The sequence below is a fragment of the Methylophaga sp. OBS1 genome (genome assembly GCF_026319365.1).
Map to the genome: position 1 here is coordinate 1002382 of NZ_JAPDMS010000001.1, position 15679 is coordinate 1018060.

Annotated in this window: 17 protein-coding genes; 5 read left to right on the forward strand and 12 right to left on the reverse strand. The window is 47.4% G+C overall.

All coding sequences use genetic code 11. The features are described from left to right. Positions 1-28: 28 nt before the first annotated feature. The gene (locus OMQ46_RS04810) at positions 29-286 is read right to left on the reverse strand and encodes a hypothetical protein (RefSeq protein WP_266235379.1); all 258 of its coding nucleotides are present in this window, start codon (positions 284-286) and stop codon (positions 29-31) included. 430 nt (positions 287-716) lie between these two features. On the opposite strand from OMQ46_RS04810, the gene OMQ46_RS04815 reads away from it, so the two are divergent. Genes OMQ46_RS04815 through OMQ46_RS04825 form a run of 3 tightly spaced genes read left to right on the forward strand, consistent with a single transcriptional unit; the run spans position 717 to position 5652 of the window. Further along, positions 717-1787, forward strand: a complete 1071-nt coding sequence (locus OMQ46_RS04815; RefSeq protein WP_266235378.1) for an HlyD family secretion protein — start codon at positions 717-719, stop codon at positions 1785-1787. Beyond that, positions 1787-4525, forward strand: coding sequence for a ribosome-associated ATPase/putative transporter RbbA (gene rbbA / locus OMQ46_RS04820; protein WP_416234828.1), 2739 nt, complete (start codon positions 1787-1789; stop codon positions 4523-4525). Before OMQ46_RS04815 ends, rbbA begins: the two co-directional genes overlap by 1 nt. Positions 4526-4527: 2 nt before the next feature. Further along, on the forward strand, positions 4528-5652 hold the full coding sequence (locus tag OMQ46_RS04825; RefSeq protein ID WP_266235377.1) for an ABC transporter permease: 1125 nt from the start codon (positions 4528-4530) through the stop codon (positions 5650-5652). 20 nt (positions 5653-5672) lie between these two features. Here OMQ46_RS04825 and OMQ46_RS04830 read toward each other — a convergent pair whose 3' ends face one another. From OMQ46_RS04830 to OMQ46_RS04840, 3 genes are all read right to left on the reverse strand, one after another. Then, entirely contained in the window at positions 5673-7271 is a 1599-nt protein-coding gene (locus OMQ46_RS04830; protein WP_266235375.1) for a BCCT family transporter, read from the reverse strand. A 157-nt stretch (positions 7272-7428) separates the two neighbouring features. Further along, entirely contained in the window at positions 7429-8037 is a 609-nt protein-coding gene (locus OMQ46_RS04835) for a c-type cytochrome (protein WP_266235374.1), read from the reverse strand. Between the two features lie 135 nt (positions 8038-8172). Next, positions 8173-8664 carry a TIGR00645 family protein gene (locus OMQ46_RS04840; protein WP_266235373.1) on the reverse strand — a complete coding sequence of 164 codons (492 nt, stop codon included), beginning with the start codon at positions 8662-8664 and terminating at the stop codon, positions 8173-8175. A 492-nt stretch (positions 8665-9156) separates the two neighbouring features. On the opposite strand from OMQ46_RS04840, the gene OMQ46_RS04845 reads away from it, so the two are divergent. Next, positions 9157-9597, forward strand: coding sequence for a protein tyrosine phosphatase family protein (locus tag OMQ46_RS04845; RefSeq protein ID WP_266235372.1), 441 nt, complete (start codon positions 9157-9159; stop codon positions 9595-9597). A 48-nt stretch (positions 9598-9645) separates the two neighbouring features. Here the strand turns inward: OMQ46_RS04845 and OMQ46_RS04850 are convergent, their stop codons facing one another. The 4 genes from OMQ46_RS04850 to OMQ46_RS04865 all read right to left on the reverse strand — a co-directional run bounded on the left by OMQ46_RS04850 (position 9646) and on the right by OMQ46_RS04865 (position 11981). Continuing rightward, on the reverse strand, positions 9646-10119 hold the full coding sequence (locus tag OMQ46_RS04850; RefSeq protein ID WP_266235879.1) for a nuclear transport factor 2 family protein: 474 nt from the start codon (positions 10117-10119) through the stop codon (positions 9646-9648). 3 nt (positions 10120-10122) lie between these two features. Then, positions 10123-10737 carry a glutathione S-transferase family protein gene (locus OMQ46_RS04855; protein WP_266235369.1) on the reverse strand — a complete coding sequence of 205 codons (615 nt, stop codon included), beginning with the start codon at positions 10735-10737 and terminating at the stop codon, positions 10123-10125. A gap of 89 nt (positions 10738-10826) precedes the next feature. Then, a complete protein-coding gene (locus OMQ46_RS04860) occupies positions 10827-11384 on the reverse strand; it encodes a pyridoxamine 5'-phosphate oxidase family protein (protein WP_266235367.1) in 558 nt (185 codons plus the stop codon). Between the two features lie 51 nt (positions 11385-11435). Then, positions 11436-11981: a carboxymuconolactone decarboxylase family protein gene (locus tag OMQ46_RS04865; RefSeq protein ID WP_266235365.1), complete on the reverse strand. Its 546-nt coding sequence runs from the start codon at positions 11979-11981 to the stop codon at positions 11436-11438. A gap of 123 nt (positions 11982-12104) precedes the next feature. Between OMQ46_RS04865 and OMQ46_RS04870 the strand changes: the two genes are divergently transcribed. After that, entirely contained in the window at positions 12105-13004 is a 900-nt protein-coding gene (locus OMQ46_RS04870) for a LysR family transcriptional regulator (protein WP_266235363.1), read from the forward strand. Between the two features lie 42 nt (positions 13005-13046). On the opposite strand, the gene OMQ46_RS04875 is transcribed toward OMQ46_RS04870, so the two are convergent. From OMQ46_RS04875 to OMQ46_RS04890, 4 genes are all read right to left on the reverse strand, one after another. Continuing rightward, on the reverse strand, positions 13047-13358 hold the full coding sequence (locus OMQ46_RS04875; protein WP_266235362.1) for a hypothetical protein: 312 nt from the start codon (positions 13356-13358) through the stop codon (positions 13047-13049). A 227-nt stretch (positions 13359-13585) separates the two neighbouring features. Beyond that, complete coding sequence (locus OMQ46_RS04880) at positions 13586-14038, reverse strand: DoxX family protein (RefSeq protein ID WP_266235360.1); 453 nt, start codon at positions 14036-14038, stop codon at positions 13586-13588. Positions 14039-14049: 11 nt separating this feature from the next. Further along, positions 14050-14784, reverse strand: a complete 735-nt coding sequence (locus tag OMQ46_RS04885; protein WP_266235359.1) for a DNA-binding domain-containing protein — start codon at positions 14782-14784, stop codon at positions 14050-14052. After that, positions 14777-15649, reverse strand: coding sequence for a DUF692 domain-containing protein (locus OMQ46_RS04890; RefSeq protein ID WP_266235357.1), 873 nt, complete (start codon positions 15647-15649; stop codon positions 14777-14779). The genes OMQ46_RS04885 and OMQ46_RS04890 overlap by 8 nt, the downstream gene beginning before the upstream one ends. Positions 15650-15679: the final 30 nt, after the last annotated feature.

Here is a 15679-nt window from a genome sequence, read left to right on the forward strand (position 1 = left end):
GTGTCTTAAGAGACCAGTTGCTAAAGGATCAGGCGTTGGGCGGGGGAAGAGGGGGGGTATAAGAGCGGGTAATCAGCGGGCTCATCACATCGCCACTGATATGATTAGCCGATTTGATAAAACGAATAGCTTCATGTTCAATCAGATCCGCTGTGATATGCAGGTTGAAGTGATGCGCATGCTCAGCACTGGCATCATGTTCCTCATGCACACCCGAATCAGTTTGATGATCAGCGTACGTCAAATCGGCATGCGTCAGTTCGAGTTGGTGTTCATTGAGGTGCAAAAAAGCTGATGCACTGGTCGAGAAAACCATGCAGATAAGTAAACTGATTGTGATCAGGAAGTTCGGCTTCACGTCAACGTATGAATGAAATAATTGAGTTCATGGTATGCCCGGAACCGGGACAAATCAAATTTGAAATATCGTTTTTGATTGCAACCAGCTTATCGATAAAACAAATCAGGTTGCTCATCGTCGAGCATTTTTTATCCAGCCTGAGGCCATCATTTGGCAGGAATTTGATCTGAATCAGTTGCCGTGATTTTGAAATCTCTTATTGTTTAACTTATTGCTGCTAGGACAACTGATCCTTAATATGAATTCAGTAACAAAGTGAGCAATTCGGAAACAAGGTCTGACGTGCCTGAAAAGTTAATCACGTACTGGAAAGCTGACTATCTGCGTTCTATGGCCACATCAGTGAAGGAAACACATGAGGAACACAGTCAAAAAAATATCGCTGTTGGTAGGACTGATCGCCCTGGTCAGCCTTTCTATCTGGTTCTGGTTTATTCAGAAAAGTAGTCAACCTGTTGACTATCTGGTGAGTGGTAATGGCCGTATTGAGGCGACTGAGATTGATATCGCCACCAAATATGCTGGCCGGGTGATAGAGATTCACGCCAGGGAGGGGGATTTTATCGAGGCAGGCGACATTGTCGCCAGTATGCAAATCGATGTGCTTAATGCACAACTCAGTGAAGCACAGGCTCAACTACAGAAAGCCAGGAATGCTGTTGCCAGCGCCGAGGCACAAGTGGCTGTTCGGGAGAGTGACGTGGCAGCCGCTGAAGCAGTCGTGGTCCAGCGAGCCAGTGAACTGGAAAATGCACAGCGTCGACTGGCCCGTACTGAAACCCTGGCACAAAAAGGATCGGCATCCAAACAACAACTCGATGACGACAAGGCTTTAGTAAGAAGTGCAGAGGCAACACTTGCTGCAGCCAAAGCCCAGGTAAAGGCCGCTGAAGCGGCTGTCATTGCAGCAAAATCACAAGTCGACGGTGCCAAGTCTACTGTCGCTGCTGTTGAAGCCACCATAGAGCGGATCAATGTTGATATTGCTGACAGCCAACTCAAAACGCCCAGAGCTGGACGAGTCCAGTTCCGGGTCGCCGAGCCGGGGGAAGTATTGCCCAGTGGTGGCAAAGTGCTCAACATGGTCGACCTGACTGATGTCTACATGACCTTTTTCTTGCCTGAAACCGTAGTTGGCCGTGTTGCGCTGGGGAGTGATGCCCGTATTATTCTGGATACCTTTCCTGAGTATGTCATTCCTGCCAAAGTCAGCTATATCTCCAGTGTGGCGCAGTTCACCCCGAAAACAGTCGAAACAGCCGAGGAGCGTCAAAAGCTGATGTTTCGTGTGAAAGTCCGTATTTCACCGGATTTGCTGAACAAACATATTCGCCAGGTAAAAACAGGGTTACCAGGCGTAGCCTGGCTGAAACTGGATGACAATCAGGACTGGCCTGAATCGCTACAGGTTAGGGTATCCGAATAGTGCAGGCAGTTGATAAACAGCCCGTTATTGAACTGAACGATGTCAGTCTGAACTATCGCTCCAAACAAGCTCTGAAGCAGATTAACCTCAGCATCCCGGCCGGTGCAACCGTCGGCTTTATCGGTCCGGATGGAGTAGGAAAATCGAGTTTACTGTCATTGATTGCAGGAGCAAGAAAACTTCAGGCAGGCTCACTGAGGGTGCTCAATGGTGATATGTCTTCCAGACATCACCGCAGACAAATCTGTCCCACGATTGCCTATATGCCACAGGGTCTGGGTAAGAACTTGAGCCTTTCCCTGTCAGTGGAAGATAACTTACAGTTTATCAGCCGTTTATTCGGTCATGACCCAGCGGAACGCCGTCGTCGTATAGAACATCTGACAACGGCGACGGGACTCTATCCCTTTCTTGATCGTCCTGCCGGCAAATTATCAGGCGGCATGAAACAAAAACTGGCTCTGTGCTGCGCCCTGATACACGACCCTGACCTGCTCATTCTGGATGAGCCGACAACGGGGGTGGACCCCTTATCCAGAAATCAATTCTGGCAACTGATTGAACAAATAAGAGCACAGCGCCCGGGCATGAGCGTACTGGTCGCCACAGCCTATATGGAGGAGGCGGAACGGTTTGAGCTGCTTGTTGCCATGGATGAAGGCGAAATTCTGGCCACAGGGACACCTGCAGCGCTGATGCAAACGACGGATACTCAGAGCGTTGAAGCCGCTTTTATTGCCTTACTTCCCGAGCAGAAAAAACGGCATCATTCGTCTATCGTCATTCCTGAATTCAGCAACCAGGATGAGATCGCCATCGAAGCCAGTGATCTCACCATGCGATTTGGTGACTTTGTTGCAGTGGATCAGGTGAACTTTGAAATCAGACGCGGGGAAATTTTCGGTTTTATCGGTTCCAATGGTTGCGGTAAAACCACCACGATGAAAATGCTGACAGGCCTTTTAGCCCCTACCGAAGGTCAGGCCAGGCTGTTCGGTCATAAAGTTAAATCCCGCGATGTTGAAACACGACGTCGTGTTGGTTACATGACACAGGCCTTTTCTCTCTATAACGAACTCAGCGTCAAGCAAAACCTGGTACTGCATGCACAACTGTTTAACGTACCTTCAGCAGAAATTCAGGGCAGAGTCGATGAGTTATTGGCCCGATTCGAGCTTGATCAAGTCGCAACAAGGCTGCCGGACAAATTACCGCTGGGAATGCGACAGCGCTTGTCACTGGCTGTCGCTGTTGTACATAAACCTGAAATATTGATTCTGGATGAACCGACTTCCGGTGTGGATCCGGTTGCCCGGGATGCTTTCTGGTCCTTACTGGTTGAGTTATCCCGGGATGAAAAGGTCACTATCTTTATCTCCACCCATTTTATGAATGAGGCTATGCGCTGTGATCGCATTTCACTGATGCATGCTGGACAGGTGCTTGATACGGACTCACCGGAAGCAATCATTAACAAACAACAGGCATCAACGCTGGAAACAGCCTTTATCGCTTATTTGAAACAACACGAAGCATCGTTCGAATCCACCAGCACAACACAATCGACAACGCCTGAGACGGAGATTGATGACCGGGAAAGCTTAAACAATTCAAGTCACAACAAACTGTTTAGCTGGCAACGGGCACTCAGCTACAGCATGCGGGAAATGCTTGAACTGAAACAGGATGGTGTTCGTCTGACGATGGCCCTGATGGGTAGCCTGCTACTGATGGTCATCATGGGGTATGGCATTTCGATGGATGTAAACGACCTGAGCTATGCAGTTCTGGATCGTGATCAGACTGTCCTGAGTCAGAACTATACCCTCAACATGTCGGGCTCACGCTATTTTATTGAGAAGGCACCTATTCAGGATTATGCCGATTTGGATAGAAGAATGCGCAGCGGAGAACTGGCACTGGCTATTGAAATTCCTCCCAATTTTTCACGAAATCTCGCCAGAGACAACACATTAGAAATCAGCGCCTGGATAGATGGCGCTATGCCCCAACGTGCTGAAACCGTGCTGGGTTATGTAAAAGGTATGCATCAAAGCTGGGTCAGTTCAGCGTTGGGAGATAGTAGTGCACCTGCGGCGAGTATTGAAACCCGCTTTCGTTACAACCCGGATGTCAAAAGTCTGCCTGCCATGGTGCCTGCGGTGATGCCCATGATGTTGTTATTGATTCCGGCCATATTGAGCGCGCTGGCGGTCGTCCGTGAAAAAGAACTGGGCTCCATTATCAATCTATACGTCACCCCCGTGACCCGAACTGAGTTTATGCTGGGCAAACAGCTACCCTATATTGTTCTGGCCATGATCAATTTCCTTCTTATGGTTGCTTTTGCCATCTGGGTGTTTGAAGTACCGATCAAAGGCAGCTTTCCGGCGCTGCTTATTGCCTCGATATTTTTTGTCAGTTTTGCCACAGCATTTGGTTTGCTGTCGTCAACGTTCACTCGAAGTCAAATCGCTGCCATATTCTTTACTGCCATGGGCTCACTGATACCCACAATAGAGTTTTCCGGGATGATTCATCCCGTCTCTTCGCTGGAAGGCGTCGGTAGAATCATCGGCGAACTCAATCCGACGACGCACTTCATCACCATCAGTCGCGGTGTATTCAGCAAAGCCCTGACATTACCCGAGTTACTGCCCGCTATTTTCTCCATCTCCATGGGAGCGTTGCTGGTCATGCTGTTAGCCATTGCGCTATTAGGGAAACAAGAGACATAGCCATGGTCAGGATCAGTCATGTCTACCGTCTGGGCGGGAAAGAACTCTGGAGCATTCTTCGCGACCCGGTCATGCTGGTTCTCATTGCTTATGGTTTTTCATTACTGATTTATATCGCAGCCACATCCATGCCGGATACCCTGAACAAGGTGCCTATTGCGATTGTGGATGAAGATCGTTCGCCTTTATCTACGCGAATTATTTCTGCTTTTCAGCCTCCTGAGTTTCAACCACCTTACCTTGTTGACCTGAAGGAAGTAGATACGGGTCTTGATGCGGGTTATTTCACCTTCTCGCTCGATATCCCGCCGAATTTTCAGCGGGATGTATTGGCTGGAAAGTCCCCTGCAATCCAGCTTAATGTTGATGCCACCCGCATGTCTCAAGCTTTCAGTGGAGCAGGGTATGCCCAGCAGATAGTCATGGAGGAAATTAATGAGTTTATTCAAGGCTATCGTGAGACAGCGACACAACAGGTTGAATTGACTTACCGGATCCGCTTCAACCCCAACATGTCACAGAAATGGTTCGGCTCGATCATTGAATTGATTGAAATGGTCACGATGCTCTCCATCATTCTCGCTGGGGCAGCCCTCATCCGTGAACGTGAGCATGGCACCATTGAGCACCTGCTGGTCATGCCGATGACACCGGCTGAAATTATGCTGGCAAAAGTCTGGGCCACCGGCATTATTGTTCTGGTTGCCTCCACGCTCTCGGTGACTTTTGTCATCAAAGGCTGGCTGGGTATTCCGATCCAGGGCTCAATCTGGTTCTTTGTTTTGTTGACCGGCCTGTATCTGTTTTCCACGACTTCCATGGGTATTTTCATGGCCACCATCGCCCGAAGCATGCCACAGTTCGGACTGCTGATGATGCTGGTCATGATGCCGATGCTCATGCTGTCTGGCGGGGTGACACCTCGAGAGAGCATGCCAGTGGTTGCCAGAGTGTTGATGGAGTTTATGCCCTCAACGCACTATGTTTCCGGCACACAGGCCATTCTTTACCGCGGTGCTGATATTGATGTCATCGTCCCACAGATAGTGTCTTTGCTCGCAATCGGCCTGGTCTTTTTTACCATTTCATTATTGCGCTTCAGACACAGTGTCAGTCAAGCGGATTGATAGCTGCTGATTAAACGACGCTATTGATTTTGATTATCTTCAGATTTCGTTTGTTCAACTTCATGCTCATCAAGAAGACGCTGCAATCTCTCTCTCATCAATGCTTCATGCAGCTCGATCTGTCTTTGCTCATCTCTCAGCGATTTGAGTAAGGCACTGGCCATAAAAACCATCAATATCATGAACGGGAAAGCGGCAACGATAGAAACGGTCTGTAACGATGACAGACCGCCACTCAGTAATAAAACACCCGCGACCAGAATCTGAATCAGGCCAAAGACAAATCTCAGCCAGGGTTTGGGTATCAATGCGCCTTTACCAGCAAACATGCCCAGCACAAACGTCGCTGAATTGGCTGAAGTGATAACGAATAAAACAATTAAAACCAGCATTAAAACGGCCGTCATTTCTGCGCCGGGTAACAGCGCAAGCAATGCAAACAAGCCAGCGCTGATCTCCTGTGATACGGCCTGGGCAATTTGAGCATTGGCAAACACTTCGTAATACAAGGCACTGCCGCCGAATGTTGCAAACCAGATAGCGCTGAGTAACACCGGCATACCAATTACCCCGAAAATAAACTCTCTTATTGTGCGTCCACGTGAAATTCGGGCGATAAAGCTGCCCACAAAGGGGGCCCAGGATAGTCCCCATGCCCAGTAGAATATCGTCCACCGCTCAACCCAGTCTTCTCCGGTGTAGGGTGTCATTACCAGGCTCATACCAATCAAATTACCGAAGTAGTCCCCAATCGCGTTGGTCATCGAGGCGGTAATGAAATCAGTGGGGCCGGCAAAAAAAACGAAAATAAGCAGTAAGCCCGCCAGCCACATATTCAGATCACTGATATAACGTATTCCGCTCTCCAACGGTGCCAGTGAGCAGAGAAGAAAGACAACCCCCACGCCAGCCAGGATCGCCAATTGGGAGGAGAGGCCAAACTCAATATTGAAAACAGATGATGCGCCGCTGTTGATCTGAAGCATACCCAGCCCCAGTGTCGTAGCGACACCAAAAACCGTTGACACCACTGCCAACACATTGATGGCATGCCCCATACCGCCATCTACGCGGTCCCCCAGAGTGGAACGGAACGCTTCACTGATAAGGCCAGGTCGTTGTTGTCTGAAACGAACATAGGCAATGGCGAGGCCGACGATCCCGAAATTAGCCCATTGATGAAACCCCCAATGAAACAGGGAGTAACGCATGGCAAGCCCGGCTGACTCTGGCGAGTTGGCTGGAGCACTACCAAAAGGTGGCGATGCATAATGCGTCATGGGTTCAGCCACGCCCCAGAAGACGAGGCCTACCCCCATACCTGCTGAGAAAATCATGCCCAGCCATGACAAGTATGAAAACTCTGGCGCCTCACCATCGGCACCTAGTCTAATTTGACCGTAATTAGATAACGCGATGCTGATACAAAAAACCAGAAAGCCGGTAGTGACAAATAAATACAACCAACCGAAGTGGCTCGTTGTAAAAGATAATGCTCGCTCAGCGGATTCTGAGAATAAATCCGGATATAGCGTTGCCAGAGCAATGAAACCGGATAATAAGGAAAGTGAGATATAAAAAACCCAGCCGGGCTGTGACTGTGACGTAGTGTTTATCATACTGACATCATAGATATCGGTCGTGCTGATTGGAAGATCAAACCATTACCTCAAAAACACAACATCTGCTGGGTATTGTGTCCTATCGATTTTTGAGATGGCGGGCTGGTTAACTTGCGTTGCCAGGATAGTGCCGCTGATGAGCGGGTTGGTAATATTACTGTTGTTTAGCTGGTTTAACTTCGCCTATAGCGCCATCGGCACGCGCCTTGAGGTAGGCATAGAGATTCTCCATACCGCTCATCACCGTCGCATTTGACTCCCAGGCGGGCATACTGCCGATTTGTCCAGTCTTGCCATGCGTAACGACGTCGACAAACTCCGCTTTACTGATGACATTAAGACTGTCCGCAAGGTTGGGGCCCACCATGCCTTGCCCATAGGTGCCGTGGCAACGCGCACACCAGTTACGGTAAAGCTTAAAACCTTCATAACTGAACTCATCCAGCTTGTTACCATCAACAACCTGATATAAGTCGTCAGATGACTGTTTCTCCTCCGACGAAGCGCTTGATTCTGCTTGTGTTACTGATGATGGAGCAGGGGGCTCAGCATGCTGTTCAGGCGGGTTGACTTCTGGGGAGCTGCTCGATTCCTGACTGGGTTGCTGCTCTGCCATTGGCTCGGCAGGGGAAACATCAGTGACTTCATTGTTGATTTGAGATGAGGAATCGTTCTCTGTTGGTTGGTCACAGCCCGACAGGATCATGGCATGAGTCAATAAAACGGGCATATAAAACAACAGTCTGATTTTAGACTTGTTCATAAGGCACCCCCTGTATAGCCAGACAGTCACTTCAAATTATCAGCATATGCTGACATTGTGAAGTAATTTAATCGAAGGCTTAGCTTAGAATAAAGCAGGCTCCCACACACCGGTTACCATTTACAGTCATCTGAATTACTTGCTACGGGTGATTTTATCCAGGTAGCCCATGGCGAAAGCAGACACGACAAAAGTGATGTGAATCAGCAAATACCACTTTATTTTGTCATTAGAGATATGTTCTGCGTTCATGAACACCTTGAGAAGATGAATCGATGAGATTGCCACAATTGACGCCGCCACCTTGTTCTTCAGAGAGCCTGCATCCAGCTTCCCAAGCCACCCCAGCTTGTCTTCGCCTTCATCCACATCCAGCCGAGAGACAAAGTTTTCATAGCCTGAGAACATCACCATTACTATCAAACCGCCCACCAGGGTAATGTCAATCAACGAGAGGGCAACCAGAATGAGGTCTACCTCTTTCATTTCCAGAATCATGGGGAAAATATGAAAAATCTCCTGGAAGAACTTGATGCCCAACAGTGCCAGCACCAGACTGAGCCCCAGATAGATAGGCGCCATAATCCAGCGGGACGAATACATCAGTTTTTCAAACAGCTTTTCCATTAATGATTCAATACCTGTGAGGTGGATAAAGGAACAATAGGATAGTGGGGGCTAGCACAAACGGTCAATGTAATCCATTGCTCAAAATTAACTAGAGCAGCGTTTATCAAACAAATGACATTCTTTGTCACAAAATCCTAACCAATTGCGATAAAGGACTAAGAAGTCTGCCTTTGAAAACGGACTCAGCAATGAGGATTTAGGTTTACTTCAGTGCCAGTTGACACAATATCGAGTTGCGGGCGAATGCGACCAATGCAAGATTGGTCAATAGACTGATACGAGCTAGACTCTCTCTGACTCCTTTTCAACTATCTCTATTGGATAGTAAGTTAGCCGACAATTGCTGTATTGGTGAGGCTTCCACCATCATTCCCAATCAAAACCTATTCATTGTATATTTAGAGTTAGGATGAAATATCTTACTGAGACGTAAGTTCATGAAGATAGGCGAAGCATTAATTGTCGCTATACAGCTTTGGTGTGCATGACATGACAGTCAAAAACTATTTAGAAATATCCCCCCAATTATCAAGCTCAGGTCAGCCAGCCCCAGAGGATTTCGAGCTTATAGCAGAACAAGGCTACCAAGTGGTGATAAACCTCTCTATGCCTGACTCAAAGAGCGCGCTCACAAATGAGGGTTATTTGGTCACCTCAACGGGTATGGCCTATATCCATATCCCTGTACCATTCGACTCCCCAGAATCATCTCACTTCCACGCATTCTCCAGGGCAATGGATGCTTTTTCTGCAAACAAAGTCTGGGTTCATTGTGCCTTGAATTACCGAGCGTCTGCATTTCTCTACCTATACAGTCGCCTCGTAAAAAGGCAATCCAAAGCCGATTCAGCAAGATACATTTACCCTGACTGGGAGCCAAATGATACCTGGTCGGGTTTCATAAAAAGATGTGAAGCAGAACTTCCCTGAATTATCTTTTGTGCTCCGGAGGTCCCTCTCCGGAGCGTACCTGGTGACTTAAAGGTTTAAATCACTCAGAGTGGGGTGATCATCTGGTCTTTTCCCAAGTGGCCAATGGAACAAACGCTCAGACGCTTTGATAGGTAAGTCATTTATGCAAGCGAAACGTCTCTGCATCAGGCCATCAGGATTGAACTCCCAGTTTTCATTGCCATAAGACCGGAACCAGTAACCACTATCGTCATGCCACTCATAAGCAAACCGAACTGCTATCCGGTTGTTGTCAAAAGCCCAAAGCTCTTTGATGAGCCGATAATCCAGCTCTTTTCTCCACTTGCGTTCTAAAAAGGCTTTTACCTCTTTACGGCCACGGGGGAATTCTGACCTGTTACGCCAAATGGTATCCTCAGTATAGACTTGAGACACACGCTCAGGATCTCGACTATTCCAGGCATCTTCTGCCATTCTCACCTTTTTGATTGCGGATTCTTTATCAAAGGGGGGGAGTGGGGGTTTAATTTCAGTTGTCATTCGTTACTCCAAAATATCGTCATTCAAAATGCCCGGCATTGCCAGATAACCGGGTAAAGCTTCAAACCTTTTCTTCCAGCTCTGAATATGCCCATACGGCGTCATATCAATATGACCTTCATGAGCCAGAGCGAGATAGGGATACAGGGCTATGTCTGCGATGCTAGGCTGTTCACCCACCAGCCAAGGCTTCTTTGCAAGGTGGCTTTCTATGATTCTCAACACTTTATTACTCGTATCAGAGGCTAGTTTAAAATCAATCGGGCGTCTGAATTTATAATGTACTCGAAGCCGAGCAGGGCCGTTTTGAATCTCATTAGCGGCCGTCGATAACCACGAGATGATTTCAGCCAACTCATCCGATGACTCAGGCCACCATTGTTTATCACCGTATTTTTTGGCCAGGTAAACCAATATCGCCTGACTGTCTCTAATTACCGTGCCGTTGTCATCCAGCACGGGGGCTTGTCCAAACGGGTTAAGTACTAAATAGGCGTCGCTGGATTGCTCAGAGGCAGTGAGATCCAGATCATGTGTCTTGTACTCAATACCCAGAAAACTCAGCATCAGTCGAATCTTATGGCAGTTACCGGATAAAGCGATGTTGTATAAGATCATGTGGATTCATCTCTGGTGATTAATTTTTCGGTATTTTCAGATGACTAATGAGTCACAGTATTGTGATCTGCGACCGTCTAAAAAAGCGGCTACTCAATAAGCTGCGTATCTAATTCCTCTTGAGTATAGCGAGGCGAGATGTATTTAGAGCAGTTCCAGTCCATCGCTTCTATAGTAATAATCATTCCCCGTTCAACGGGTGCACGAAAGTCGGCTACCTCAAGGCGTGCAACTTGTGCGGGGTCATCATTTTCTTTGATGACTTTCACCCGTCCCCAAATTTTCAGCCTTCTGCGCTCGCCATAACTCATCAGAAACAGGCAAACCCGGTCATTACCCAGCAAATTGCCAACCGTCAGATATTGACGGTTGCCCCTGAAATCGGCAAAACCGAGCATGTTCTTCCCCAGCACTTTGAGAAAGCCCTTAGGTCCGCCACGGTGCTGTATGTAGGGCCAACCGTCTTCATTCATGGTAGCCATGTAAAAACTATCCCGCTGTTCAATAAACTGTTTGGTCTTATCATCAATAACAGAGGAAACTGTTTCTCCCTGCTCAAGTGACTGGTAGTTCTTTCTACTTCCCATTTCCTTCTGTATTTGTTTTACATTCGGTGTGAAGCCGATTTTTGCAAATGCGCTGGCCATAAACATTTCCTCAAGATGAATGCCCGGCCGAGGGCCGGGCATTGAGCTGATTTATGCAGCCTGATTCAAATCGACTCTGGGAAAGTCAATATCAATACGACTGGCCTTGCTTAAAATATTGGTCAGCAAATTGATACCCGTGTGGGTGATGATTTCTACAATATCGGCATCGGTGAAACCGGCATGTCGCAGTTCCTCAACCTCTGCAGTCGTAACATCACCGAGATGCTCAACGAGTGAACGTGAAAACTTAACAGCGACCGCTGCTTTCGCGTCCTGACTATCACCATTACGGTTGCTGTTTATCTCAGCAGTATTCAAACCGGTCTTGCGACCAATCGCAGTGTGTGCGGATAGGCAGTATTCGCATTCGTTTCTCTGAGCTAATGTCAGAGCAATACGCTCACGTGTTGCTGCATCCAGTGAGCCATTACCTGCAATATGATGAAAACCCAGAAAGGCTTTCAGTGCGTCTGGTGAATTAGCAAAGACGCGAAGGAAATTTGGCACAATGCCCAAGTTGGATTTAATGGCAGCAAACAGTTCAGCCTGTTCACTGTTAGCAATATCGTCTGTGACGGTTGTGATTCTACTCATGTCTCGTTCTCCTATTAATTGAAACTGGCACTTAAGTATCCAGTGAGAACATTATTGGGTATTATCAATAATAAAATAATAGAGCAAATGACTAATTCACTATTTCATATAATGGAATAATCAATGGACCGATTACATTTAATGACCGTTTTTGTCGCCGTCGTTGATAACGAGGGGTTTGCCAGTGCTGCTCGAAAGCTGAGGCTGAGTCCCCCCGCAGTAAGTCGGGCTATTACAGAACTGGAAACACGGCTGGGGGTCAAGCTTTTGCAACGCACCACCAGACACCTACAAATCACCGAAGCTGGTCAGCGTTATTACAAGGATGCCAAACATATCGTCACGCTCTCTGAGGAAGCTGATGATGCCGTAAGAGGGAAAAATGCTGTCCCCAGGGGGCTAGTAAGAATCACAGCTTCCGTTTTGTTCGGTCGCTTGTATGTAATGGACGGTATCGTCAGCTACCTGAAGCAATACCCGGAAATGCAACTTGATGCGCTTTTCGTCGATCGCGTTGTCAACATGCTGGAAGAGGGGATTGATGTTGCTGTCAGAATCGGTGAATTACAGGATTCAACATATAAGGCCATCAAGGTTGGGGCAGTCAGGCGTGTGTTCTGCGCTTCAACGCAATACTTAAATGAATATGGATACCCCCAAAAACCTGAAGACCTGAGTGATCACAGAATTATTCTGGCAAGAGGCTTAAGCCCGACGAATGAGTTGAGGTTTTCTAAAGGTGGGAAAAATACCAGTGTCAGAGTCAATCCATTTCTGACTGTCAGTGATAATTTTTCAGCTGAGAAAGCAGTTATCTCTCACATGGGAATAACGCGATTACTGTCTTATCAGGTAGCTGAAAGTCTGGCCAGTGGCGCTTTGAAAATTATTTTGAGTGAGTTCGAGCCTCGCCCTGTTCCTGTTCATGTTGTCCACAGAGAGGGACGTTACTCTTCGGCCAGAACAAGAACATTAATCGATTGGATGGTAGAACACCTCAGGGCCCAGCCTTCCTTGAATTGATGGGTGATGCCCGTTGCACTGAGTCAACGGGCATCCGGCTTACTAATTGTAATAATTAAATAAATGTAATGAAGAGTTCGCCATCACCGCTTGTTTAGCAGCTTTCTCTTCATCAAGTTCAACAGGGCGTGGGGCTTTTGCCGCGTCGATATACTGATAGATATGCTGTGGAGATGAGAGCACACGCTGATTATTGTGCTTGCTCAACACCTCATGCGCCACCACTTGTTGTTTCGCTTGCAAGTCCAGATTTACATTGAGATGTTCCGGTGGAAACGTTTCAGCAACAGATAAGCCTGAAGCGCTGATCGTTAAAGCGAAAATGACTGAGTTCAATTTTTGATAGTTGTGCATAATAAATCCTCAATAGGTTGCACTGCCCAATGCAGTGATGCCATGTTAAGTGGATTCACTTCCTGCCGGATGTCCAAAAGTAAAGAGGATGTGTCCATTCATCCATACCTGTTTGCCTGCGGCTACGGAAAGTAGGTAAGGAAGAATTAATCGTTAGTAATAGATAAAAAAAGGGTAGCAATGTGCAGCATTGCTACCCTGAAGCTGAATTAAAATCTGAAGTTGATTCAGGTTGAGCCTTTGGCACTGAAAAGCACGTTATCAAGTGAAGCCTTTCCTGCTCCCCACACAATCAAACTGAAAATCATCCCGCCCCAAATGACATGCAACAAAAAGGCAGCCGGGGCCATATCAGCCAGGCTCAGAACCGCCACAATATTGAAAATAAACAAGCCCAGAGCTGCAAAGGGAGTGAGAAGTCCGAGTAATAACATCGCAGGCAGAATGATTTCACTGGCTGTTCCAAGGTAAGCTGCAAAATCATGCCTCAAGAGCGGAACGGCATACTCATACTCAAATAAGAATAGGGTGGATTCCCAGTTTTTGAGTTTGTTAAAACCCGCGAAAAAAAATGTGGTAAACAAATAAACCCTAACACCCAGCAATGTGACTGACTCAAGTATGGAACGAGCCAGCATGACATAATCAGAGTAGGGAATACGATAGTTGAAATAAGTCATTGTGTTATCTCCTAATAAAAACCAGTGACAAGACCTTCACCGGTCGATTGAATAAGCCAGTCAGCCAATACAAATCGCTGACTCAGCTGGTCCAGTGCATCTGAAATTGAAACCCCACCCATGGTCAGGTCTAACCAATCTGATTCGCTTGGCTCTACCTCACGAACCAATGCCTTCCAGGCAGGCCGCCATATCACAGCTTTTTGCCCGCGCCCCTGTGAGAGCTTGTGCTTCGCACTGCTTAAACATTGTTGTCGCTCATCAGGGTTTTTTGTTTGATGCGCCATCCAGATGTCGACGATGGGATAAATGGAATCCAGCAGTTGGCTGCCGGCACAGTAATGAATATGTAGCTGACTCAAATCGGCATCAGCTTGAGGGCATCCAGCCGGAGTTATGTGACTTTGCTCTCTCTCTGCCAGGTGGCATAACAAGTCCAGTCTGGCGCTGTCGGCAATGAATGGAAAAGGGGAAAGATTCTCAAGTTGCCCTAACCAGTCTGGGAATGTATTACCCCACATCCCCCAATCACCCTCTACCAGTTTCTCCTGGCCAACAAAGGTTCTTGCCAGCATGGAAAAGAATTCCTCACCAACTAGCTCCACTACCGTTGGATAACTTATTGATAGGGCCCGCTCTGCGTTCATCAACAGGTTTTGTCTGTATACAGCAAGACCAGCATGACTGAATGAGTCGTCTTTTCCGTTCCATATCGCCTCGAAAAGACTTGCCTGATAATTACGCATTTTCGAGTGCTCTCATGGCAAAAGAAGCGGCTGTACTCGCCTCAGAGATGAGCGTTGACCATGCAGGTAAGCGCGTGTCCCATTCGATTAATGTCGGTACAGCGCCAAATCGTCTGATCGCATCCGCATAAGTAATCCAGGTATCCGAACTAACCGGGCCGCTATGGTCATCGATCCAGGTTTCCTGAGCCATATCATGAATACCGGCCAAGTGAATTTCTTTAACAATGTGTGGGTCCAGCGCGGTAAGCGTGGCCAAAACATTATCCAGAGGCTGCTTGGCACCCGCGTTATGGGCATTGACGTAAAGATTGTGAAGATCCAGCAACAAACCACAGCCGGTAACATCACAGAGCCTGTTGAAAAATTCGGTTTCCGGTATGACCGAACCCTCAAAGGCTATATATGAGGAGATATTTTCGATCAGAATCTGACGGCCGAATAAATCCTGCACTCGCTGAATGTTATTGGTCATTGCCTGTAATGTTTCATTATCAAAGCGGATTGGCAGCAAATCACCGGCATGAACTGCCGAGTTGCCATCGTCAGACCAACTGAAACAAGCATGATCTGAAATGAGAAAAGGAGAGCACCTGTCTATCAGACGCTTCATTTTCTTTAAGTGAGAAAGTGGGGGCGGTTGCAAAGAGCCGAGTCCCAATGAAGTACCGTGCAAACTGATCTTGTATTGCTCTGCTACCGACATTAACAAGTCATGCGTCACACCTCCCTCAGCGAAAAAGTTTTCTGCATGCACTTCAACGAAGTCTATGGGGGCAGGAGTCATCGCTGCCTCGTAGTGTGCTGATCGTAAACCTACGCCAACTTGAATCATCGCTGCCTCCATAGCCTCGTTAATGAACATCAGTGCATTTCCATTTCGAAGATCAAAGTG